The 19,643-nt window shown below is 65.1% G+C and carries 16 protein-coding genes; 13 read left to right on the forward strand and 3 right to left on the reverse strand.

The features are described 5' to 3' along the window. Positions 1-702, reverse strand: coding sequence for a FecR family protein (locus AAFG50_RS10725; RefSeq protein WP_028175076.1), 702 nt, complete (start codon positions 700-702; stop codon positions 1-3). Between the two features lie 51 nt (positions 703-753). Between AAFG50_RS10725 and AAFG50_RS10730 the strand changes: the two genes are divergently transcribed. Both AAFG50_RS10730 and AAFG50_RS10735 read left to right on the forward strand, forming a co-directional pair. Further along, positions 754-2,184, forward strand: a complete 1,431-nt coding sequence (locus AAFG50_RS10730) for a phospholipid carrier-dependent glycosyltransferase (protein ID WP_039183954.1) — start codon at positions 754-756, stop codon at positions 2,182-2,184. A 66-nt stretch (positions 2,185-2,250) separates the two neighbouring features. Continuing rightward, positions 2,251-3,045: an ATP-binding protein gene (locus AAFG50_RS10735; RefSeq protein ID WP_080668229.1), complete on the forward strand. Its 795-nt coding sequence runs from the start codon at positions 2,251-2,253 to the stop codon at positions 3,043-3,045. Between the two features lie 164 nt (positions 3,046-3,209). Here the strand turns inward: AAFG50_RS10735 and AAFG50_RS10740 are convergent, their stop codons facing one another. After that, positions 3,210-3,851: an OmpA family protein gene (locus tag AAFG50_RS10740; RefSeq protein WP_028175074.1), complete on the reverse strand. Its 642-nt coding sequence runs from the start codon at positions 3,849-3,851 to the stop codon at positions 3,210-3,212. 323 nt (positions 3,852-4,174) lie between these two features. Between AAFG50_RS10740 and AAFG50_RS10745 the strand changes: the two genes are divergently transcribed. The 4 genes from AAFG50_RS10745 (at position 4,175) to AAFG50_RS10760 (ending at position 7,723) form a co-directional block, all read left to right on the forward strand. Beyond that, positions 4,175-5,563, forward strand: coding sequence for a caspase family protein (locus tag AAFG50_RS10745; protein WP_028175073.1), 1,389 nt, complete (start codon positions 4,175-4,177; stop codon positions 5,561-5,563). Positions 5,564-5,819: 256 nt separating this feature from the next. After that, positions 5,820-6,065, forward strand: a complete 246-nt coding sequence (locus AAFG50_RS10750; RefSeq protein WP_028175072.1) for a hypothetical protein — start codon at positions 5,820-5,822, stop codon at positions 6,063-6,065. Between the two features lie 121 nt (positions 6,066-6,186). Continuing rightward, a complete protein-coding gene (locus AAFG50_RS10755) occupies positions 6,187-6,441 on the forward strand; it encodes a hypothetical protein (protein ID WP_028175071.1) in 255 nt (84 codons plus the stop codon). A gap of 115 nt (positions 6,442-6,556) precedes the next feature. Continuing rightward, positions 6,557-7,723, forward strand: a complete 1,167-nt coding sequence (locus tag AAFG50_RS10760) for a crosslink repair DNA glycosylase YcaQ family protein (protein WP_028175070.1) — start codon at positions 6,557-6,559, stop codon at positions 7,721-7,723. Here the strand turns inward: AAFG50_RS10760 and AAFG50_RS10765 are convergent. Further along, positions 7,708-8,148, reverse strand: coding sequence for a DUF2809 domain-containing protein (locus tag AAFG50_RS10765; protein ID WP_039184951.1), 441 nt, complete (start codon positions 8,146-8,148; stop codon positions 7,708-7,710). The two genes, AAFG50_RS10760 and AAFG50_RS10765, sit on opposite strands and share 16 nt — an antisense overlap. Positions 8,149-8,228: 80 nt before the next feature. Between AAFG50_RS10765 and AAFG50_RS10770 the strand changes: the two genes are divergently transcribed. From AAFG50_RS10770 to AAFG50_RS10800, 7 genes are all read left to right on the forward strand, one after another. Continuing rightward, the gene (locus AAFG50_RS10770) at positions 8,229-9,560 is read left to right on the forward strand and encodes an MFS transporter (protein ID WP_011085208.1); all 1,332 of its coding nucleotides are present in this window, start codon (positions 8,229-8,231) and stop codon (positions 9,558-9,560) included. Between the two features lie 348 nt (positions 9,561-9,908). Beyond that, a complete protein-coding gene (locus AAFG50_RS10775) occupies positions 9,909-11,015 on the forward strand; it encodes an efflux RND transporter periplasmic adaptor subunit (protein ID WP_011085209.1) in 1,107 nt (368 codons plus the stop codon). Positions 11,016-11,288: 273 nt separating this feature from the next. Next, entirely contained in the window at positions 11,289-14,426 is a 3,138-nt protein-coding gene (locus AAFG50_RS10780; protein WP_011085210.1) for an efflux RND transporter permease subunit, read from the forward strand. A gap of 34 nt (positions 14,427-14,460) precedes the next feature. Beyond that, positions 14,461-15,060: a TetR family transcriptional regulator gene (locus AAFG50_RS10785; RefSeq protein ID WP_028175068.1), complete on the forward strand. Its 600-nt coding sequence runs from the start codon at positions 14,461-14,463 to the stop codon at positions 15,058-15,060. 120 nt (positions 15,061-15,180) lie between these two features. Then, positions 15,181-15,804, forward strand: coding sequence for a flavin reductase family protein (locus tag AAFG50_RS10790; RefSeq protein ID WP_028175067.1), 624 nt, complete (start codon positions 15,181-15,183; stop codon positions 15,802-15,804). Positions 15,805-16,091: 287 nt separating this feature from the next. Continuing rightward, a complete protein-coding gene (locus tag AAFG50_RS10795; protein ID WP_028175066.1) occupies positions 16,092-18,359 on the forward strand; it encodes an acyl-CoA dehydrogenase in 2,268 nt (755 codons plus the stop codon). Beyond that, on the forward strand, positions 18,359-19,642 hold the full coding sequence (locus AAFG50_RS10800; protein ID WP_011085214.1) for an acetyl-CoA C-acetyltransferase: 1,284 nt from the start codon (positions 18,359-18,361) through the stop codon (positions 19,640-19,642). The genes AAFG50_RS10795 and AAFG50_RS10800 overlap by 1 nt, the downstream gene beginning before the upstream one ends. Position 19,643 lies beyond the last annotated feature (1 nt).

Genomic DNA, 19,643 nt, shown 5'->3' on the forward strand with positions numbered 1-19,643 from the left:
TCACCGTCCGCACAGCATGCCGTCGTCATGGACGGCGGGCGTGATGGTCGGCGAGGCGTTGGCATATTGGTTGACCGAGCATAGCCCGGCATTCGCGGTGCAGGTCGCGGCAAAGGTCCAGGGCGGCGTGTTGGTCTTGGTGATGCTGACCTTGCCGCCCGTCGAGGTGATGACCGCGGTATCGCCGGGCTGGGTGAGCTGCACGCACTGGAAGCTCGTCGTGCAGACGCTGGCCGCGCCGTCCTGAAGCACGACGACGGACCGGCCGCGCTGGGACAGGATGTCGAGCGTGGTGCCGCGCACGCCGATGGTCGCGAGCGGCGTCGTGATCTTGTAGGCGGTCTTCTCGGAATGTCCGGTGACGAAGCGGAATGCGCCTGTCGTCATGCGGATCGCGACGTCGCGATAGCTGTGCTCGTCGTTGAAGACGGTGCGGTCGAGCTTCAGCGTGGCGCTGGGACCGAGCGACAGATTGGTGCTGTCGGCCATGACGAAGCGCGCCGCGCTGTCGGCGCCGGTGCGCACGGTCTCGTCGCGCAGCATGCTGTCTCCGACGCTGATCGGCGTCGTGGTCGCGGCGACGCGCACCACCTCGTTCTGGATCACGACGGCTTCGCCGACGCGCGTCTGCGCCTGCGCGCAAGGCGCCGCGCACACTACGGCCGACAACAGAGAGAGGAAAAGCCAGAAACGCAAATTCATTTCGCAACCGATCGATGTGTCCCTGATCGTACCGGATCGCGCGCGCTTGCGATGTGGCGAAATTATCACAAGCGGCGCGGGACATGCGCTATGCTTAGTGACAGTTGCGGCAGAATGCGTTCAATGAAAAGCGTCATCCATAGTTTTCTCCGCGGTGAAGCAGATTTGCCACGCAAAACATCCCCACAAAAGCCGCTTGAATTGCCTGCGGTTCCGAAGATGTCGCGGAGCGCAGTGATTGCTGTCGCAATTTTCCTGATGGCGCATCTGGCGCTGCTGATCGGTCTCACCGCGCCGGAGAAGTTCGTTTTCGACGAGGTGCATTACGTCCCGGCGGCGCGGCAGATGCTTGCGCCGGTGATGTCGCAGCCGATGCTCAATCCGATGCATCCGCCGCTGGCCAAGGAGCTGATCGCCGCGTCGATTGCGGCGTTCGGCGATAACGCGCTCGGCTGGCGCTATCCGGCGACCTTGTTCGGCGCGCTTGCGATCGTCGCGATCTATCTGTGCGGCCTCGCGCTGTTTGCCGCGCAAGGGCCCGCGATCGCCGCGGCGCTGATCGCGGCCTTCAACCAGATGCTCTACGTGCAGGCGCGCATCGCGATGCTCGACATCTTCGCGCTCGGCTTCGGACTGCTCGCGACCGCCGCCTTCATGCATGGCTTTCGCAGGGAACGGCCGCATGCGCTGTTCGCGCTCGCGGGCAGCCTGTTCGGCTGTGCTGCGGCCTGCAAATGGAGCGGCCTGTTTCCGCTCGGCATCTGCATCGTCATCGTCGCGGTGATCCGCCTGATGCAGGGCTGGCGCACGCTGTTCGCCGACGCAAGGCCGGACGATTGGTATCGGCCCGACCTCTGGCCCGACTTCAGGGCGCCGCATGTCGCGCTCTGCTTCGCGGTGCTGCCGGCGATGACATATCTTGCCGCTTTCATTCCGCTCTATGGATTGTCGCTGCCCGATCTGATCGAGGCGCAGCGCCGGATCTTTGCCGACAACACCACCACTGCGATCGCCGGCCACACCTACATGAGCTCGTGGCCATCCTGGCCGCTGCTCGCCCGCCCGGTGTGGTTCCTGTTCGACAAGACGGCGGAGGACAGCGTGTCGGCGATCGTCTTCCTCGGCAACCCGCTGGTGCTGTGGCCGGCGCTGGCCGCGCTCGCGATCGTGCTGCGCGACGTCATCGTCGCGCGCCGCTGGGACGCGTTCCTGATCGCGGCGTTCTATTTCGGCCCGTGGCTCGCCTGGGCGCTGCTGCCGCGCACGCTGGGTTTCATCTACTATTATCTGCCGGCCGCAACCGCGGTGTCGCTTGCGCTGGTCTATGTGCTGCGCCGGAACGGCCTGCCGCGCTGGCTGCTGTGGGCCTATGTCGGCCTCGCCGCGATCGGATTTGCGATCATGCTGCCGATCTCCGCAGCCTTCATCGGAACGTCGATGCAGGGCTTCAACCGGCTGATGCTGTTCCAGAGCTGGATCTAGTGCCCGCTCGCGTGCATAGGCCCCCGGTAGAATTCTCTTGCGCTGCGGCAGGCCTTCGCCGATCCGGTGCAGCTCGAATCGGCGATCCTCAACCTCGCGCTCAACGCTCAGGACGCGATGGTATCGGGCGGACGCCTGACCATCTCGACGGCGAACGCATCGCTCGATGTGGGCGATCACAACACGCATCCCGACGTCGGGCCGGGCGAGTATATCGTGATCGCCGTGACCGACACCGGTTCCGGCATGCCGAGGCGGGTGCTGGAGCGGGCGTTCGAGCCCTTCTTCACCACCAAGGAGGTCGGCAAGGCCAGTGGGCTCGGGCTCAGCATGGTCTACGGCTTCGTCAAGCAATCCAACGGCCATGTCACGATCTACAGCGAGCCGGGCCTGGGGACGACCGTGCGGATCTATCTTCCGGCCGTGCTGGCGAAGACGCAGAGCGCGCCGCTGGCGGTCGAGAAGGACGTGGTGCAGAGCGGCTCCGAAACCGTGCTGGTGGTCGAGGACGATCCGTTCGTCCGCTCCTATGCGGTGATGAGCCTGGAGAGCCTGGGCTACAGGGTGATCTCCGCGGTCGACGGCAAGGAGGCGCTCCAGACGCTCGCCGCAGCGCCGCACATCGACCTGCTGTTCACCGATGTCGTGATGCCCGGAGGCGTGAACGGCTGGGAGCTTGCAGGGCTCGCGCGCAAGGCAAGGCCCGAGATGCGCGTGCTGCTGACGTCGGGTTACGCCCTCGAAACACTGGCGGCGAACGGTCACGTCCAGCAGGCCGCCCCGATCCTTGAAAAGCCTTACCGCAAGGCGGAGCTTGCGCGCTTGGTGCGGGAGGCACTCGCCGCAGCGGTGCCGGTCTGAGCCGCGGTCCGCCTGCCGCGCGGGCGGCGGGTCGGCACGACAGCGCGATGAGATTGGAATGAATCGTCATCGCGCTTTAGCTCATTGTCTGAGCATGGTCTTTTCGGAAAACCGCTGCGTACTTTGCGCTAGCGCGGCCCTCCGGGTCCGGATCATGCTCTAGATCATTTCGACGCGGTCTTGGTGTCCATGTTGACGACCTGGACGCGGCGATTGATCGGGTCGGCGCCGTTGGCGGTATCCTTCAGCTTGGTCTTGCCGTAGCCGACGGTGACGAGATCGGTGCCGTTGAGGCCGTAGTTCTGCACCAGGTACTTCTTGATGGTGTCGGCCCGACGTTCGGAGAGCCCTTGGTTGTACTCTTCGCCGCCGATCGCGTCGGTGTGTCCGGCGACCACGAAGGTCGAGCCCTTCAGCGCCGGATCGGAGAGCGCCTTGCCAAGCGCCTGCACCGACGGCACCGACGTCTTGGCGATGTCGGCCGAGTTGTAGTCGAACTGGATCTCCAGATCGATCTTCGGCTTGGTCGCAGCTAACTCGGCGATCTGCTCGCGTTCGCCGGTCGAGAGCGACCGGGTCGAGCGGTTGCGCACGGTGTTCAGGAACGTCGCTTCCTTGGCCTGCACCGCCGGATCGGCCTGCGGACCGACGGAGAGGCCGCGGGTCACCGGCTTCGGCTTCAACGCATCCAGGATCTTGTCGGAAGAGATGTTGTTGTCGCCGGCCAGTGCCAGGCCCGCCGTCATTGACAGCGCGGCCGTGAGCGTAATCGCCTTCAGTGCAAAAAACTTATCAAAACGGGTCATTGTGTATCCTCGCTGTTACGCCTGATGACGATTTGATGCTGCGAGCATAGGGCAGGTTCAAAGCCCCCGATGTGATCCTGGTCACGGTGGCTGCAGGAGCCTGCGGGCTCATCCTAGCGCACTTTGCGCCGTTTCGGAGTGCGCGACCGGGCTGCTTTGCTTCCGGAGGGAAGGTCAGGCTCGGCAGGCCAGCAATTATCGTCGCGTCTTCTTTGAGGCCGGTTCGATCCTTCACGACCCAAACGTGATCTAAATCACATTTCTCTTCCGTGGAAGAGATCACACTGGGGGCGTCGGTGGTTCTTGATCTCTGGAGAAAGACCATGCGTTTCCTGATCGCGGCAGTGTCCTTCGCAGCCTTCGTCTTCAGCGGTAACGCGGCGTTCGCCGACAAGCGCGTTGCCTTCGTGGTCGGCAACGCCGCCTACAAGAATGTCCCACAGCTTCCAAACCCCGCGATCGACGCCAGGTCGATGGCACGGGTGCTGCGCAATGTCGGCTTCGACGTGGTCGAGGGTAGTAACCTCAGCCGCGACGCCATGACGGCGAAGCTGCTCGAGTTCGGCAAGAAGAGCGAAGGCGCCGATGTGGCGCTTTTCTTTTATGCCGGCCACGGCATCGCTGTGAACGGCACCAATTACCTGCTGCCTGTCGACGCCGACCTCAAATCCGAGATGGACGTCAAGCTGGGCGCTGCCATCAACGTCGATCTGACGCTGGAGCAGACCATGGCGGATGCCAAGGTGAAGCTTGTGTTCCTCGATGCCTGCCGCGACAATCCCTTCGCCGCAAAGATCCGCTCGGCCAGGGCGACGCGGTCGGTCAATGTCGCGAGCGGCCTTGCCGAGATGAAGTCGGGCGAGGGCACGCTGATCGCGTTCGCAACCGGCCCCGGCCAGACCGCGCTCGACGGCGAAGCCGGCACCAACAGCCCGTTCACCCGCGCGCTTCTCGCCAATATCGCCCAGCCCGGCATCGAGATCCAGCAAGCGATGACCAGGGTCCGGGCCCAGGTCAACGACGAGACCAACAAGGCGCAGCTGCCTTGGGGCCACACCAATCTCACCGGCACGGTCTATCTCAATCCGGCGGCCATGGCAGCGCCCGATGCCGCAGCGTCGGCATCCGTCGTCGCGCAGGCCGGCGAGGTCGAGCTCGAGTTCTGGCGCTCGATCAAGGACACCAACAAGGTCGAGGAGCTCAACGCCTACCTCACAAACTATCCGAACGGCACCTTCAAGCCGCTGGCGCTCGCCCGCATTGCCGCGCTCCAGGACGGCCCCTCGACGACGACGCGCAACCTCACTGCCGGCGTCGATCCCGCGACCTTCACGGATACGGCCGACCAGGTCTCCGAAGACCAGATCGGTCTCGACAAGAACCAGCGCCGCGACGTGCAGCGCCGCCTCACCGGCCTCGGCTTCGACGTCAGGGCGACCGGCAAGTTCGACGAGGAGACCCGCACCGTGATCAAGCGCTGGCAGGCGGCGCGCGGCTATCCCACGACCGGCTATCTCAACAAGCTTCAGCACAAGGCGATGCAGTCCGAGATCGTCTCTGCCCGCGTTACCGCCTCCGACGAGTCCGAGGACGAACCCGCCCGTCGCCGCGCGTCCGGTGGTGGCGGCCGCCGTGCTCACGGCGGTGGCGGTGGCATGGGCGGGCCGGGCGGCTTGTTCGGCCACATGATGGGCGGCCTGTTCCGACGGTAGTTCGGCGACCGGCGATGCGTGAAGGCAGCTCGATCCCGCGGGCCGCTTCCGCTTTGGAAACCCTTGCACACCGATGGCCGCAAAGCCGTCTCCGCAGGGCCCGCTCGCGAACAAGAAATCGGCCAGATGCACGCCTAGCAGAGTTCTTCGCCATCAACCGCAGACGAAGGGGGCCGAGTTCCATCCAGTGCCGAGGCCGAGTGATTATCAATCCTTTCGCAGTAGCCCGCCGGATCGGACTGTGTCCCTGAGCTCCATGCCCATCTATATCGGTGCGGCGATGATCGCGGTGGCGATCCTGCTGTCGACCCTGATCACGGGCCTGACCTCCCGCTATGTCGGCCTTGACGGGCCAAACGACGAGAACATGTGGCTGGTCGACCGTCTCACCGGCAACGTCTACCGCTGCCAGGCGGAGGGGCGCGGCAAGGCCTCGTGCGAGCCCGATATCGCCACCGGTAGCCTCAGCGATCGGCCCAGAGCGCCGAAAGACGGCCGTTGAGGCCCTTCGCCTTCGCAGCGCAGCAAGAAAATTGTCTTCGCCGCGAAACGTCCGCGCGAGAGAATACGTAATTGCGAAGGCCGGCATGACGCCGGTTTCGTTTTACGGAGGAGACTTTTCCATGAAGATGTTGCTCACGACCGCAGCTTTTGTCGCGTTCACTCTTTCGTTGTCTCCCGCCTCCGCCGCCATGATGGCGTGCACCGGCGAGAACATGACGAAATCGACGGCCATGATGATGGGCACCGCCGACACGCCGGCCAAGATGGCGGCCAACAAGGAAATGGCCATGGCCAACACCGACATGAGCAACGGCAAGATGAAGAGCGGCTGCATGCATTACATGAAGTCGCAGAAGGCCATGATGGCGAAGTAGGCCTCGTTCATGCCGAACGGCCGCGCTGTCAGCAGATGGCAGCGCGGCATTTTCTTTTGTTGCTCCTGGTCCGCTGCTTTTTCCCGGCGCGAATCCCGCTACATTGCTCCCTGCAATGTCACGCGCGCCCAAACCGCTCCCACTCACCAGGACACAGGCCCGGCAGATCTGGCTGCACGCCCAGCGGCTGGATGAGCGCACCCCGTTCGGCGAGGGTGCGCAGGCCGTTGCGGACGCGACCGCTCATCTCGGCTACGTGCAGATCGACACCATCAACGTCATCGAGCGCTGCCACCACCACATCCTGTTCAGCCGCATTCCGTCCTACCGCCGCGCCGATCTGCGCCAGGCCCAGAGCGTCGACAGGAGCGTGTTCGAATACTGGACCCATGCGCTGTCCTACATCCCCTCGAACGATTTCCGCTTCTTCCTGCCGGCGATGCGCGAGCACCGGCGCGAAGGGCACAAATGGTTCGCCTCGGTGAAGCCGGCCGACACGCGCAAGGTGATGCGGCTGGTGCTCGCCGGGCCGCTGACGATCCGCGACATCGAGGACGACGTGCTCACCGAGAAGGAGCATCTGTGGCAGAGCCGCAAGCCCTCGAAGCGCGCGTTGCAGCTTGCCTTCTACACCGGCGCCGTGACCATCAGCGAGCGCCAGGGCATGCTCAAGACCTACGAGCTGATGACGCGCCATTTCGGCTGGGACAAGCTGCCGAAGCCGGCATCGGCAAAGGACATCACGGCCTATCTGCTCGATCGTGCGCTGCGGTCGCAGGGCGTGGTGAGTCTCGATTCGGTCTGCCATCTCGACGCGCCGAGCAAGAAGGTGGTCGCGCGCCTGATCGCCGCGCGCGTCCGTCGCGGCGAACTCGTCCCTGTCGCGATCGACGGCGCCGGCAAGCAGGAGCATTGGGCGGCGCCCGCGGTGCTGGAGGCCGGCGGTGAGGGGCCATCGCCCGATCTCGTCCACATCCTCTCGCCGTTCGATCCCCTGATCATCCAGCGCAAGCGCACCAGTCTCATTTTCGGCTACAACCATCTGTTCGAGGCCTATGTGCCGAAGGCCAAGCGCAAGCTCGGCTATTTCGCGCTTCCGGTGCTGGTCGGCGACGAGATCGTCGCCGCGCTCGATCTCAAGACCGACCGGCAGGCGAAGAAGCTCTTGATGCAGAAATGGACCTGGGTCGGGGAGGGGAGGAAGACCGCGGGGCGCAAGGAGCTCAAGCGTGTGATCGAGGAAGAGCTCGATCGCTTCGAGCGGTTTCAGCTGGCGGATTGAGCGAGGCTGCGCGTCTCGGCGAGCCGATCGATCCAGATGCCGAACGCAATCCCTGCTGCGTAAGCGACCAGATTCCACAGCGAGAAGATGCGCCCGAGCAGCAGTGCGCCGGCCGTGGTGAGCCGGAACGCATCGAGCCACGGCGTGTGCACCAGCCGGGAAAATTCGACGACCACCGCGATCGCCGCCGCGATGGCTGCAAGCTGCATCCGCGACAGCCTTGGCAGCAAAACCCCGACCAGCACGAACACCATCGTGGCCCACAACAGCGAGCCGCCATACTTCACGACGAAGGCGGGAAGGCCGAGCGGGAAGCCGTACCAGCGCAGGGACAGTCCGCAGGCGATCACGACCAGCGCCAGCCCGGCCCGGACCAGGGATGTCCGAAGCGGCGCTATGGGTTTGACCGGCTGCGCCCCATGCATTGCTTGCTCCATTGACTCTTTCGCGGCGATGCTCAAAACCCCGGATCAGCCCATAAAAGCAACAACCCCGGGGGGAAGCCATGAGCCAGACCACGACCTATGCCGGTTCCGCCGGCACAGCCAAGACGGAAATCGAGACCTCGACCATCCGCGCCATCTCCTGGCGCCTGATCCCGTTCCTGGTGCTGGCCTACTTCTTCTCCTATCTCGACCGCGTCAATCTCGGCTTCGCCGCGCTGACCATGAACGCGGAGCTGAAATTCACGCCGCTGATCTTCTCCTGGGGCGCCGGCATCTTCTTCATCGGCTATTTCATCTTCGAGGTGCCGAGCAATCTGGCGCTGGAAAAGTTCGGCGCCAGCCGCTGGATCGCCCGCATCATGGTGACTTGGGGCATCATCTCGGCGCTGATGGCGATGGTCAGCGGCGTGACGAGCTTCTACGTCCTGCGCTTCCTGCTCGGCGTCGCCGAAGCCGGGTTCTTCCCCGGCATCATCCTCTATCTCACCTATTGGTATCCGGCCGAGTATCGTGCCCGCTTCCTCGCGGCCTTCGCCATCGCCGTCCCGGTCTCGACCGTGATCGGTGCGCCGGTCTCGGGCCTCTTGCTCGGGCTCGACGGCGTGATGGGGCTGAAGGGCTGGCAGTGGCTCTTCATTATCGAAGGCATCCCCTCGGTGCTGCTCGGCATCGTCACCTGGTTCTATCTCACCGACAGGCCGGAGAAGGCGGATTGGCTCTCGGCCGAGCAGAAGGCCTGGCTGAAGGCGAAGCTCGATTCCGAAATCGCGGCCAAGCAGGCGGTGAAGCATCTGTCGCTCGGCGAAGCGCTGTCCTCGCCGAAGGTGATCGCGCTCAGCCTGATCTATTTCGGCTTCGTCGGCGCGCTCTACGGCATGCAGTTCTGGCTGCCGCAGATCGTGAAAGCGTTCGGTCTCACCAATGCCCAAACCGGCTTCGTCACCGCGATCCCGTATTTGTTCGGCACCGTCGCGATGATCCTGTGGGCGCGGCATTCCGATGCGACGCGCGAGCGCGTGATGCATGTCGGCGCGCCGCTGCTGCTCACCGCGGTCGCGCTCGGCGTCTCCTCCTATCTCACCGACCCCACCCTGACGATGGTGGTGCTGACGGTGGCCGCGATCGGCGTGTTCTGCTGCTTCGGCGTGTTCTGGACGCTGCCGACCGCCTGGCTCTCCGGCACGGCCGCGGCCGGCGGCATCGCCCTGATCAACTCGATCGGCAACCTCGCCGGCTTCGGCGGGCCGTATTTGATCGGCTGGGTCAAGGAAGCCACCGGCCAGACCTCGACCGGACTGCTGGTGCTCGCGGTGCTGCCCCTGCTCGCCGGCATTTTGGTGTTTGTCGGCGGCCACGACAGCAAGCACGAGTTCGCCGGGCAGGGGCGGTAAAGCACCACTCACGACTGCGTAGCCTGGATGGAGCAAAGCGAAATCCGGGACCACGCGCACGATGCTCCAAAGGCCCCGGATTGCGCTGCGCCCCATCCGGGCTGCGAGCTGTCTCCTCCAACGTCGCCCTGGCGCAAGCCAGGGCCCATACTCCGCGGCTCCTCTTGGGGCACGCGGGGAGACGGCCTCTTCCAGCAACCGAGTTCAGGGTAATGGGCCCTGGCTTTCGCCAGGGCGACAGGGATCACTACCCCTTAACGATCACGCTTTCCTGATGACTGACGATTATTGACTTTTATCAGTGATTAGTCGACATTCCTCTCATTGCAGTCGCAGGAGTGTCCTCCGATGTTCGTCCGGTCGGTTTTATCCAGCTATTCCAAGCTCTTGGCGGGTGTGTCGCTGGCCCTGATGGCCGCGGCGCTGGCCGGGTGCAATGACACCGTCGCCGAGAAGGCCGAGCCTCCGCGGCCGGTCCTGGTCGCGACTGCGCATTATGATGCAGAGACCCCGGAGCGCAGCTTCGTCGGCACCGTCAGGCCCCGGATCGAGAGTGACCTCGGCTTCCGCGTCGCCGGCAAGGTCGCCAAGCGCCTCGTGGAGGTCGGCCAGACCGTCGAGATCGGCCAGCCGCTCGCCACCCTCGACGAGGTCGACCTGAAGCTCCAGGCCGAGCAGTCCGTGGCCGAGCAGACCGCTGCGACCGGCGTGCTGGCCCAGGCCGCCGCCGCCGAGCAGCGCGCCAAGGATCTGAAGGCCAAGGGCTGGACCACGGACGCGCAGATGGATTCGAGCCGCGCCGCCGCCGATGAGGCCCGCGCACGGTTGAACCGGGCCGAGCGCTCGGTCGAGCTGACCAAGAATTCCCTTTCCTACGCGACGCTCAACGCCGACGCCCGTGGCGTCGTCACCGCAACGCTGATCGAGCCCGGCCAGGTGGTTGCCGCAGGCCAGGCTTCGATCCGTGTCGCCCGCTTTGCCGAGAAGGAAGCGGTCGTCGCGATCCCTGAGACGCTGGTCGGACGTGCCAAGTCGGGCGCCGCCAGCGTCACTCTTTGGTCGGAGCCGGGCAAGAAATATACGGCCAAGCTGCGCGAGATCGCGCCCACCGCGGATACCGCCACGCGCACCTATCTCGCAAAGTTCTCGCTGCCCGAGGCCGACGACAAGGTTTCGCTCGGCATGACCGCGACGCTGACGCTGTCGGACGCCGCCACCGAGCGCGTCGCGCGGCTGCCGCTGTCGGCGCTGTTCAACGAAGGCGGCAAGCCCTCCTTCTACGTCGTCGACGACAACGGCGCGGTGACGCTGAAGCCGGTGGTGGTGAAGTCCTACGAGAGCAACGACGTCATCATCACCAGCGGTGTCGAAGAGGGCGCCAGGATCGTCGCTCTCGGCGTGCAGAAGCTCGATCCGGGCCAGAGGGTGCGGGTCGTCTCGTCACTGTCTTTCTAGGGGCGCCCCGAAGGGCGAACTCTATGGTGCGCAATTGCGCACCTGAGAATCTCGAGATTCCGGGTCTGGTCCTTCGGACCATCCCGGAATGACAAGAGAAGTCGAGTTTCGTCGTGTGAGGTGAGTTTCGGCCCAAGCGCAAATGCTGGGGCTGAAGCGGCGAAGCGATCCAGAACCTGCCCAGCCCCCTGGATTGCTTCGCTGCCTCGCGACGACGGGTTGAACTGAGTGGCTGTCGTTTTTTGCAACTGGATCGTCTTTTCGGAGAGAGCGATGAAGCGCTTCAACCTTTCGGCCTGGGCCGTCAGCCATCCGACGCTGGTCCTGTTCCTGATGCTCGTGCTCGGTGTCGCCGGCTTCTTCTCCTATCAGAAGCTCGGCCGCGCCGAGGATCCGTTCTTCACGGTGAAGGTGGTCAACGTCTCCGTGATCTGGCCGGGCGCGACCGCGCAGGAGATGCAGACCCAGGTCGCCGATCCCATCGAGAAGAAGATCCAGGAGCTGCCCTATTTCGAGAAGGTGCAGACCTATTCGAAGCCGGCCTTCACCGCGCTCCAGGTCACCTTCCGCGACTCGACGCCGCCGAAGGACGTGCCGTACCTCTTCTATCTGCTGCGCAAGAAGCTTGTTGACGTGCAGGGCCAGCTGCCCGCCGGCATCCTCGGACCCGTCGTCAACGACGAGTTCTCCGACGTCGATTCGATCCTCTACATGATGACCGGCGACGGCGCCGACTATGCCCAGCTCAAGAAGGTGTCCGAAGGCTTCCGTCAGCGCCTCCTGAAGGTGCCGGGCGTGACCAAGGTCGACGTCTACGGCAATCAGGACGAGCGCATCTTCGTCGAGTTCAGCCACGCCAAGCTCGCCACCCTCGGCATCACGCCGCAGGCGCTGTTCGATTCGCTCGCCAAGCAGAACAACGTGACCCCGGCCGGCACGGTCGAGACCTCCTCGCAGCGCGTGCCGCTGCGCGTCACCGGCGCGCTCGACGGCGCCAAGGCCGTGGCCGAGACCCCGGTCGAGAGCAACGGCCGCGTCTTCCGCCTGGGGGATATCGCCACCGTCACGCATGGCTATGTCGATCCGCCGAGCTTCGTCGTGCGCCAGGAAGGCAAGGCCGCGATCGGCATCGGCGTCGTCACCGCCAAGGGCGCCAACATCCTCGATCTCGGCAAGGAGGTCGAGAAGGCCACGGCCGAGTTCATGAAGGCGGTGCCGCAGGGCATCGATGTCAAGCTCATCGCAGACCAGCCCAAGGTGGTCGAGCACGCCGTCGGCGAGTTCGTGCACTCCTTCATGGAAGCGCTCGTCATCGTGTTGTTCGTCTCGTTCCTGGCGCTCGGCTGGCGTACCGGCATCGTGGTCGCGCTCTCCGTGCCGCTGGTGCTCGGCATCGTCTTCATCGTCATGAATACGATGTCGCTCGACCTGCACCGCATCACGCTCGGCGCTCTGATCATCGCGCTCGGCCTGCTCGTCGACGACGCCATCATCGCGGTCGAGATGATGGTGGTGAAGATGGAGCAGGGCTGGGACCGTATGCGGGCGGCATCCTTTGCCTGGGAATCCACTGCGTTTCCGATGCTCACGGGAACGCTGGTCACGGCCGCTGGCTTCCTCCCCATCGGCTTTGCCAATTCCGCGGTCGGCGAATATGCCGGCAGCATCTTCTGGATCGTGGCGATCTCGCTGGTCGCCTCCTGGTTCGTGGCGGTGATCTTCACGCCCTATATCGGCGTCAAGCTGCTGCCCAACATCAAGGTGCACCACAACCACGATCCGCACGCGGTCTATGAGACCCGCATGTATCGCGGCCTGCGCGCCGTCGTGCAGTGGTGCGTCAATCACCGCATCACGGTGGTGGTCGCGACCGTCGGCGTCTTCGTCGCCTCGATCGTCGGCTTCGGCCATGTCCAGCAGCAGTTCTTCCCGCTGTCGGAGCGGCCCGAGCTGTTCCTCCAGCTGCGCCTGCCGGAAGGCACGGCCTTCAACGTCACCGAGAAGGCGGTGAAGAAGGCCGAGACGCTGCTCAAGGACGACCAGGACATCGAGACCTATACCGCCTATGTCGGCCAGGGCTCGCCCCGATTCTGGCTCGGCCTCAACCCGCAGCTGCCGAACGAGGCCTTCGCCGAGATCGTCATCGTCGCCAAGGGCGTCGAGGCGCGCGAACGCATCAAGGCCAAGATCGAAAATGCGGCTGCCGAAGGTTTTCTGTCCGAGGCGCGCGTCCGCGTCGACCGCTTCAACTTCGGTCCGCCGGTCGGCTTCCCCGTGCAGTTCCGCGTGATCGGTCCCGATGCCAACAAGGTGCGTGAGATCGCCTACCAGGTCCGCGACGTCATGCGCGAGAACAAGAGCGTCAAGGATGTCCAGCTCGACTGGAACGAGCAGTCGCCCTACCTCAAGCTCGTCGTCGACCAGGACCGCGCCCGCGCCATGGGCCTGACCCCGCAGGACGTGTCGCAGGCGCTCGCAATGCTGATCTCGGGCTCGCAGGTCACGACCGTGCGCGACGGCATCGAGAAGGTCGGCGTGGTCGCCCGTGCGGTCCCGTCCGAGCGCCTCGACCTCGGCGGCGTCGGCGACCTCACCATCACCTCGCGCAATGGCGTTGCCGTGCCGCTGCAGCAGATTGCCAAGATCGAGTACTCCCACGAGGAGCCGATCATGTGGCGGCGCAACCGCGACATGGCGATCACCGTGCGCTCCGATGTCGTCGACGGCGTGCAGGCGCCCGACGTCACCAACCAGATCACGCCGAAGCTGAAGGCGATCAAGGATCATCTCGAGCCGGCCTACCGCATCGAGCCGGGCGGTGCGTTCGAGGAATCCGCCAAGGGCAACGCCTCGATCTTCATCCTCTTCCCGGTGATGGTCATGGTGATGCTGACGCTCTTGATGATCCAGCTTCAGAGCTTCTCGCGCCTGATCCTGGTGTTCCTGACCGCGCCGCTCGGCATCGTCGGCGCATCCCTCGGCCTCAACGTCGCCAACGCCCCGTTCGGCTTCGTGGCGCTGCTCGGCCTGATCGCGCTCGCCGGCATGATCATGCGCAACGCGGTCATCCTGGTCGACCAGATCGAGACCGACGTTTCTCATGGCTTGACGCGCCGGGAGGCGATCGTGGAGGCGACCGTCCGCCGGGCCCGTCCGGTGGTGCTGACGGCGCTGGCCGCCATCCTCGCCATGATCCCGCTGTCGCGCTCGGCGTTCTGGGGCCCGATGGCGATCACCATCATGGGTGGCCTGTTCGTGGCGACCTTCCTCACACTCCTGTACCTGCCCGGCCTCTATGCCCTGTGGTTCAGGAAGAGCCTGGACGAGGCCGGCACCCCCGAGCAGCCTGCCGCGCCGCAGCATGGGAGCGATGACCCGCACGCAATTCCGCTTGCTGAAGCGGCTGAATAAGTGAGAAGAAGTGCTGATTGACGAGTCCTGACAGATGACACTGATTGCGGAACATATCGAAGGCGACACCCGGGATCGTATCCTCGAGGTGGCCGAGCGGCTGTTCCGCCAGATCGGCTACCAGAAGACCACGGTCGGTGACATCGCCAAGGAGCTCAGGATGAGCCCCGCCAATGTCTATCGCTTCTTCGAATCGAAGAAGGCGATTCACCAGGCGGTGGCCCGTTCGCTGATGGGCGAGGTTGAGATCGAAGCGCAGCGGATCGTGGCGAGGCCCGGTCCGGTGCTCCCGCGCTTCCGCGAGCTGCTCACCACCATCCATCGCATGAACACCGAGCGCTATGTCGGCGACAACAAGCTGCATGAGATGGTCGAGATCGCGATGCAGGAGGACTGGGACGTCTGCGTCGCCCATATGGAGTGCATTGCCGGGGTGATCGGCCAGATGATCGCGCAAGGCGCGGCCTCCGGCGAGTTCGAGGCCCCGGACCTGCAATTGGCCGCGCTCTGCGCCTCCACGGCGATGATGCGCTTCTTCCACCCCCAGATGATCGCCCAGTGCGCCACCAAGCCGGGCCCGACCATCGACCAGATGATCGATTTCGTCATCGCGGGTCTGTCGCCGCGTCACTGATCAATGTTTTGAGTTGACCGTCATTCCGGGGCGATGCGAAGCATCGAACCCGGAATCTCGAGATTCCGGGCTCGGTCCTGCGGACCGCCCCGGAATGACGGAAAACGGAGAAGCAAGCGCGTGACCGACAAAGACCTCTACTTCTACGAACCCTCCAAGGGCCACGGCCTCAAGCACGATCCGTTCAACGCCATCATTGCGCCGCGGCCGATCGGCTGGATCTCCTCCCGCGACACCAGGGGCCACGTCAACCTCGCGCCCTACAGCTTCTTCAACGCGTTCGCTTACGTGCCGCCGATCATCGGCTTCTCCTCCACCAACTGGAAGGACACGGTCGAGAACATCAAGCAGACCGGCGAGTTCGTCTGGAATCTCGCCACCATGGATCTTGCCAGGCACATGAACGCGACTGCCGCGCATGTCGCCCCCGAGGTCGACGAGTTCGAGGTCGCCGGCCTCACCGCCGTGCCCGGCAAGCTCGTCAACGTGCCGCGCGTGGCTGAGAGCCCGGTCGCCTTCGAGTGCAAGGTGTCCGACATCGTCCGCCTCAAGGGCGCCGACGGCAGGGAGGCCGATGCCTGGCTGACGCTGGGCGAGGTCGTCGCCGTCCATATCGACAAGGCCATGATCAAGGACGGCGTCTACCAGACCGCCGCCGCCCGCCCAATCGTCCGCGCCGGCCGCCGTGGCGACTATTTCGAGATCAAGCCGGAAAACATGTTCGAGATGGTCCGGCCGGATTAGGTCCGGCCACCGCTCTCTCCACACGTCATTCCGGGGCGACGCGTAGCGTCGAGCCCGGAATCCATACTCCCGATCGTGGTTATGGATTCCGGGTTCACGCTACGCGTGCCCCGGAATGACGGTGGCAAAAGCGGCTCTCCATCCCTCCCGGAACTGCCCCCACGCCTGGCCGTTATGGCCCCTGGGGCGGCCGCCCGGCCGCGTCAATTTCGCAGGGGAAGTGTTCACCTCCGCCAGCCACTTTCCGCTAAAATGTCGGTCACCCGCGCTGATCCATGAGGTCCGCCATGAGCTTCCGCCGCGACACCATCACAAAACCGGTCTTCTCCTGGGCGCGCGGCGTGCTGCCGGCGATGTCCGAAACCGAGCGCGAGGCGCTGGAGGCCGGCGACGTCTGGTGGGACGCCGATCTGTTCACCGGCAACCCCGATTGGGCGAAGCTGCTGAAGGTCCCGCAGGCGACCCTGACCGACGAGGAGCAGGCCTTCCTCAACGGCCCGGTCGATGAGCTCTGCGCCATGCTCGACGAGTGGAAGATCTTTTGGGAATGGCGCGATTTGCCGCCGGATGTCTGGCATTTCGTCAAGCGCGAAAAGTTCTTCGGCATGATCATTCCGAAGGAGTTCGGCGGCCTCGGCTTCTCGCCCTATGCCCATTCGGAAGTCGTGCGCAAGATCTCGACCCGCTCGATCGCTGCCGCCGTCACGGTGATGGTGCCGAACTCGCTCGGCCCCGGCGAGCTCCTGATGCGCTTCGGCACCAAGGAGCAGCAGGCGCGCTGGCTGCCGCGGCTGGCCAACGGCCGCGACATTCCCTGCTTCGGCCTCACCAGCCCGGAAGCCGGCTCCGACGCCGCCTCGATGGTGGACAGCGGCGTCATCTGCAAGGGCACCTTCGAAGGCCGCGAGGTCGTGGGCCTCAGGCTCAACTGGCACAAGCGCTACATCACGCTCGGCCCCGTCGCGACGCTGCTCGGACTCGCCTTCAAGGCCTATGACCCCGACCACCTCGTGGGCCAGCAGGAAGAGCTCGGCATTACCGTGGCGCTGATCCCGAGCAATCTGCCCGGCGTCGAGATCGGCCACCGCCATCTGCCGTCGATGCAGGTGTTCCAGAACGGCCCGAACCGGGGCCGTGACGTCTTCATTCCGCTCGATTACGTCATCGGCGGCAAGGAGCGCCTCGGGCAGGGCTGGAAGATGCTGATGACGGCGCTTGCCGCCGGCCGCGGCATCTCGCTGCCGTCGCTGTCGGCCGCGGGCGCCGCCTATGCCGCGCGCACCACCGGCGCCTACGCCCGCATCCGCGAGCAGTTCGGCATCTCCATCTCCAAGTTCGAAGGTGTCGAGGAGCCGCTCGCGCGTATCGTCGCCACCGCCTATCAGCTCGACGCGGCACGGCGGCTGACCTGCGCGGCGCTCAATGCCGGCGTCCATCCCGCCGTCATCTCCGGCATCATGAAGCTGCACGCGACCGAGCGGATGCGCACCGCCGTCGACGACGCAATGGATATCCACGGCGGCAAGGCCGTGATCGACGGTCCGCAAAACTATCTCGGCAATCTCCACCGCGCCGTTCCGGTCGGCATCACGGTCGAGGGCGCCAATATCCTCACCCGCAATCTCATCGTGTTCGGGCAGGGCGCGATCCGCGCCCATCCCTATCTGCTCGACGAGATGAACGCGCTCGCCGACACCGACCGAGAACGCGGTTTGACGGCATTCGACACCGCGTTCTGGAAGCATGTCGGCCACAGCTTTCAGACACTCTTTCGTGCCTTCGGCCGGAGCTGGACCTTCGGCGCGTTCGCGTCGGCGCCGGATGCGGGCGACGCCACGCCATTCTATCGCCAGCTCTCGCGCTATTCGGCGGCGTTTGCGCTCTGTGCCGACATGGCGCTGCTCACGCTCGGCGGCGCGCTCAAGCGCAAGGAGATGCTGTCGGCGCGCTTCGGCGACATTCTGTCCGAGCTGTATCTGCTCTCGGCCGCGCTGAAACGCTGGCAGGACGAGGGCCGGCAGACGGAGGACTTTGCCGCGCTGGAATGGTGCATGGCGACCGGCTTCAAGACCATTGAAAATCGGCTCGCCGAAATTCTCGCCAATCTGCCGAACCGCTTCGTCGCGGGATTCCTCAAGCTCGTGGTCCAGCCTTTCGGCGCCCGTGTGCTCGGCCCGTCCGACCGGGTCGTGCACCAATGCGCGAGCCTCGTGCTGGAGCCGTCGGCGGCACGTGACCGCTTGACGGCCGACCTCGCTCATGTCGACGATGACGGCGGCTTTGCCCGGCTGGAGCGCGCCTTCAAGCTGGTCGCGGGCACCGATGCGATCGCCAAGCGCATGCGCGCCGCGCACATCAGCGACTGGAAGGAGGCGGTCGCCAAGGGGGTGGTCACGCAGGCCGAGGGCGAGCAGCTCGCCGCAACCCGCGAGGCCGTCACGAAGGTGATCGAGGTCGACGATTTTGCGCCGGAGGCGCTGTCGCCGATTTACAAGAAAACCGGAGATGTGCATCAGTTCTTCCAGGAACTCGGTGAACAGAGGGCGGCGAGCTGATGGCACGACCGGTATTCATCGTCGACGGCAGCCGGACGCCGTTCCTGAAGGCGCGCTCGGGGCCGGGGCCGTTCACGCCGGTCGATCTCGCCGTGCAATGCGGCCGGCCGCTCCTGGCGCGCCAGCCGTTTTCGCCCACAAGCTTCGACCAGGTCATCCTCGGCTGCGTCAACGTGATCGCGGACGAGATGAACCCGGCTCGCGTCGCGGCGCTTCGGCTCGGCATGGGCGAGGACATGGTCGCCTTCACGGTGCAGATCAATTGCGGCTCCGGCATGCAGTCGATCGACACCGCCTACCGCTACATCCGCGAGGGCCACGCCGACATGATCCTGGCCGGCGGCACCGAGGCGCTGAGCCACGCGCCGCTGGTGTGGCCGAATTCCGGCGTGCGCTGGTTTGCCGGTCTTGCCACAGCGAAGGGCGTGGCCGCGAAGCTCGCCGCCGCCTTCAAATTGCGGCCGCGCTATCTCAAGCCGATCATCGGCCTCGAGCGCGGCCTGACCGACCCCATCACAGACTTGAACATGGGCCAGACCGCCGAGGTCGTCGGCCATCTCTTCGGCATTACGCGCGCACAGTCCGACGCCTACGCAGCCGAGAGCCATCGCCGGCTCGCACATGCGCAGGGCGCGGGTTTTCTGAAGGGCGAGGTCGAGACCGCCTTTTCCCGCGACGGCAAGTTCTTCGACCATGACGACGGCGTGCGGCCGGACTCCACGGCCGAGACGCTCGCAAAGCTGAGGCCGGTGTTCGAGCGCCCCTGGGGCCAGGTCACCGCCGGCAATTCCTCGCAAATCACCGATGGCGCCTCCTGGGTGATCCTCGCCTCCGACGCGGCAGTCGCAAAGCACAAGCTGACGCCGAAGGCCGTCATCGTCGACAGCAACTGGGCCGCGCTCGATCCCAGCATCATGGGGCTTGGTCCCGTGATGTCGGCGACGCCGCTGCTTGCGCGCAACAACCTCACCATCAAGGACGTCGAGACCTGGGAGCTGAACGAAGCTTTCGCAACTCAGGTGCTCGGCTGCCTCGCCGCCTGGAACGACGACAAGTTCTGCCGCGAGATTTTGGGGCTCGACGGCGCGGCCGGTGAGATCGACCGTGACAAGCTCAATGTCGACGGCGGCGCGATCTCACTCGGCCATCCCGTCGGCACCTCCGGCAACCGCATCGTGCTGCATCTGGTCAACGCGATGAAGCGGCTCGGCACCCGGCGCGGCGTTGCCACCGAATGCATCGGCGGCGGGCTCGGCGGCGCCATGCTGATCGAGGCGGTGTGAC

It is taken from the genome of Bradyrhizobium sp. B039 (assembly GCF_038965675.1).
GTDB lineage: Bacteria > Pseudomonadota > Alphaproteobacteria > Rhizobiales > Xanthobacteraceae > Bradyrhizobium > Bradyrhizobium diazoefficiens.

Coding starts and splice junctions, on each gene's coding strand:
- AAFG50_RS10775 (WP_011085209.1), top strand. CDS start 9,909: ATGTTCGTCCGGTCGGTTTTATCCAGCTATTCCAAGCTCTTGGCGGGT.
- AAFG50_RS10800 (WP_011085214.1), top strand. CDS start 18,359: ATGGCACGACCGGTATTCATCGTCGACGGCAGCCGGACGCCGTTCCTG.
- AAFG50_RS10780 (WP_011085210.1), top strand. CDS start 11,289: ATGAAGCGCTTCAACCTTTCGGCCTGGGCCGTCAGCCATCCGACGCTG.
- AAFG50_RS10795 (WP_028175066.1), top strand. CDS start 16,092: ATGAGCTTCCGCCGCGACACCATCACAAAACCGGTCTTCTCCTGGGCG.
- AAFG50_RS10730 (WP_039183954.1), top strand. CDS start 754: ATGTGGCGAAATTATCACAAGCGGCGCGGGACATGCGCTATGCTTAGT.
- AAFG50_RS10760 (WP_028175070.1), top strand. CDS start 6,557: ATGTCACGCGCGCCCAAACCGCTCCCACTCACCAGGACACAGGCCCGG.
- AAFG50_RS10750 (WP_028175072.1), top strand. CDS start 5,820: ATGCCCATCTATATCGGTGCGGCGATGATCGCGGTGGCGATCCTGCTG.
- AAFG50_RS10745 (WP_028175073.1), top strand. CDS start 4,175: ATGCGTTTCCTGATCGCGGCAGTGTCCTTCGCAGCCTTCGTCTTCAGC.
- AAFG50_RS10755 (WP_028175071.1), top strand. CDS start 6,187: ATGAAGATGTTGCTCACGACCGCAGCTTTTGTCGCGTTCACTCTTTCG.
- AAFG50_RS10770 (WP_011085208.1), top strand. CDS start 8,229: ATGAGCCAGACCACGACCTATGCCGGTTCCGCCGGCACAGCCAAGACG.
- AAFG50_RS10740 (WP_028175074.1), bottom strand. CDS start 3,851: ATGACCCGTTTTGATAAGTTTTTTGCACTGAAGGCGATTACGCTCACG.
- AAFG50_RS10785 (WP_028175068.1), top strand. CDS start 14,461: ATGACACTGATTGCGGAACATATCGAAGGCGACACCCGGGATCGTATC.
- AAFG50_RS10765 (WP_039184951.1), bottom strand. CDS start 8,148: ATGCATGGGGCGCAGCCGGTCAAACCCATAGCGCCGCTTCGGACATCC.
- AAFG50_RS10725 (WP_028175076.1), bottom strand. CDS start 702: ATGAATTTGCGTTTCTGGCTTTTCCTCTCTCTGTTGTCGGCCGTAGTG.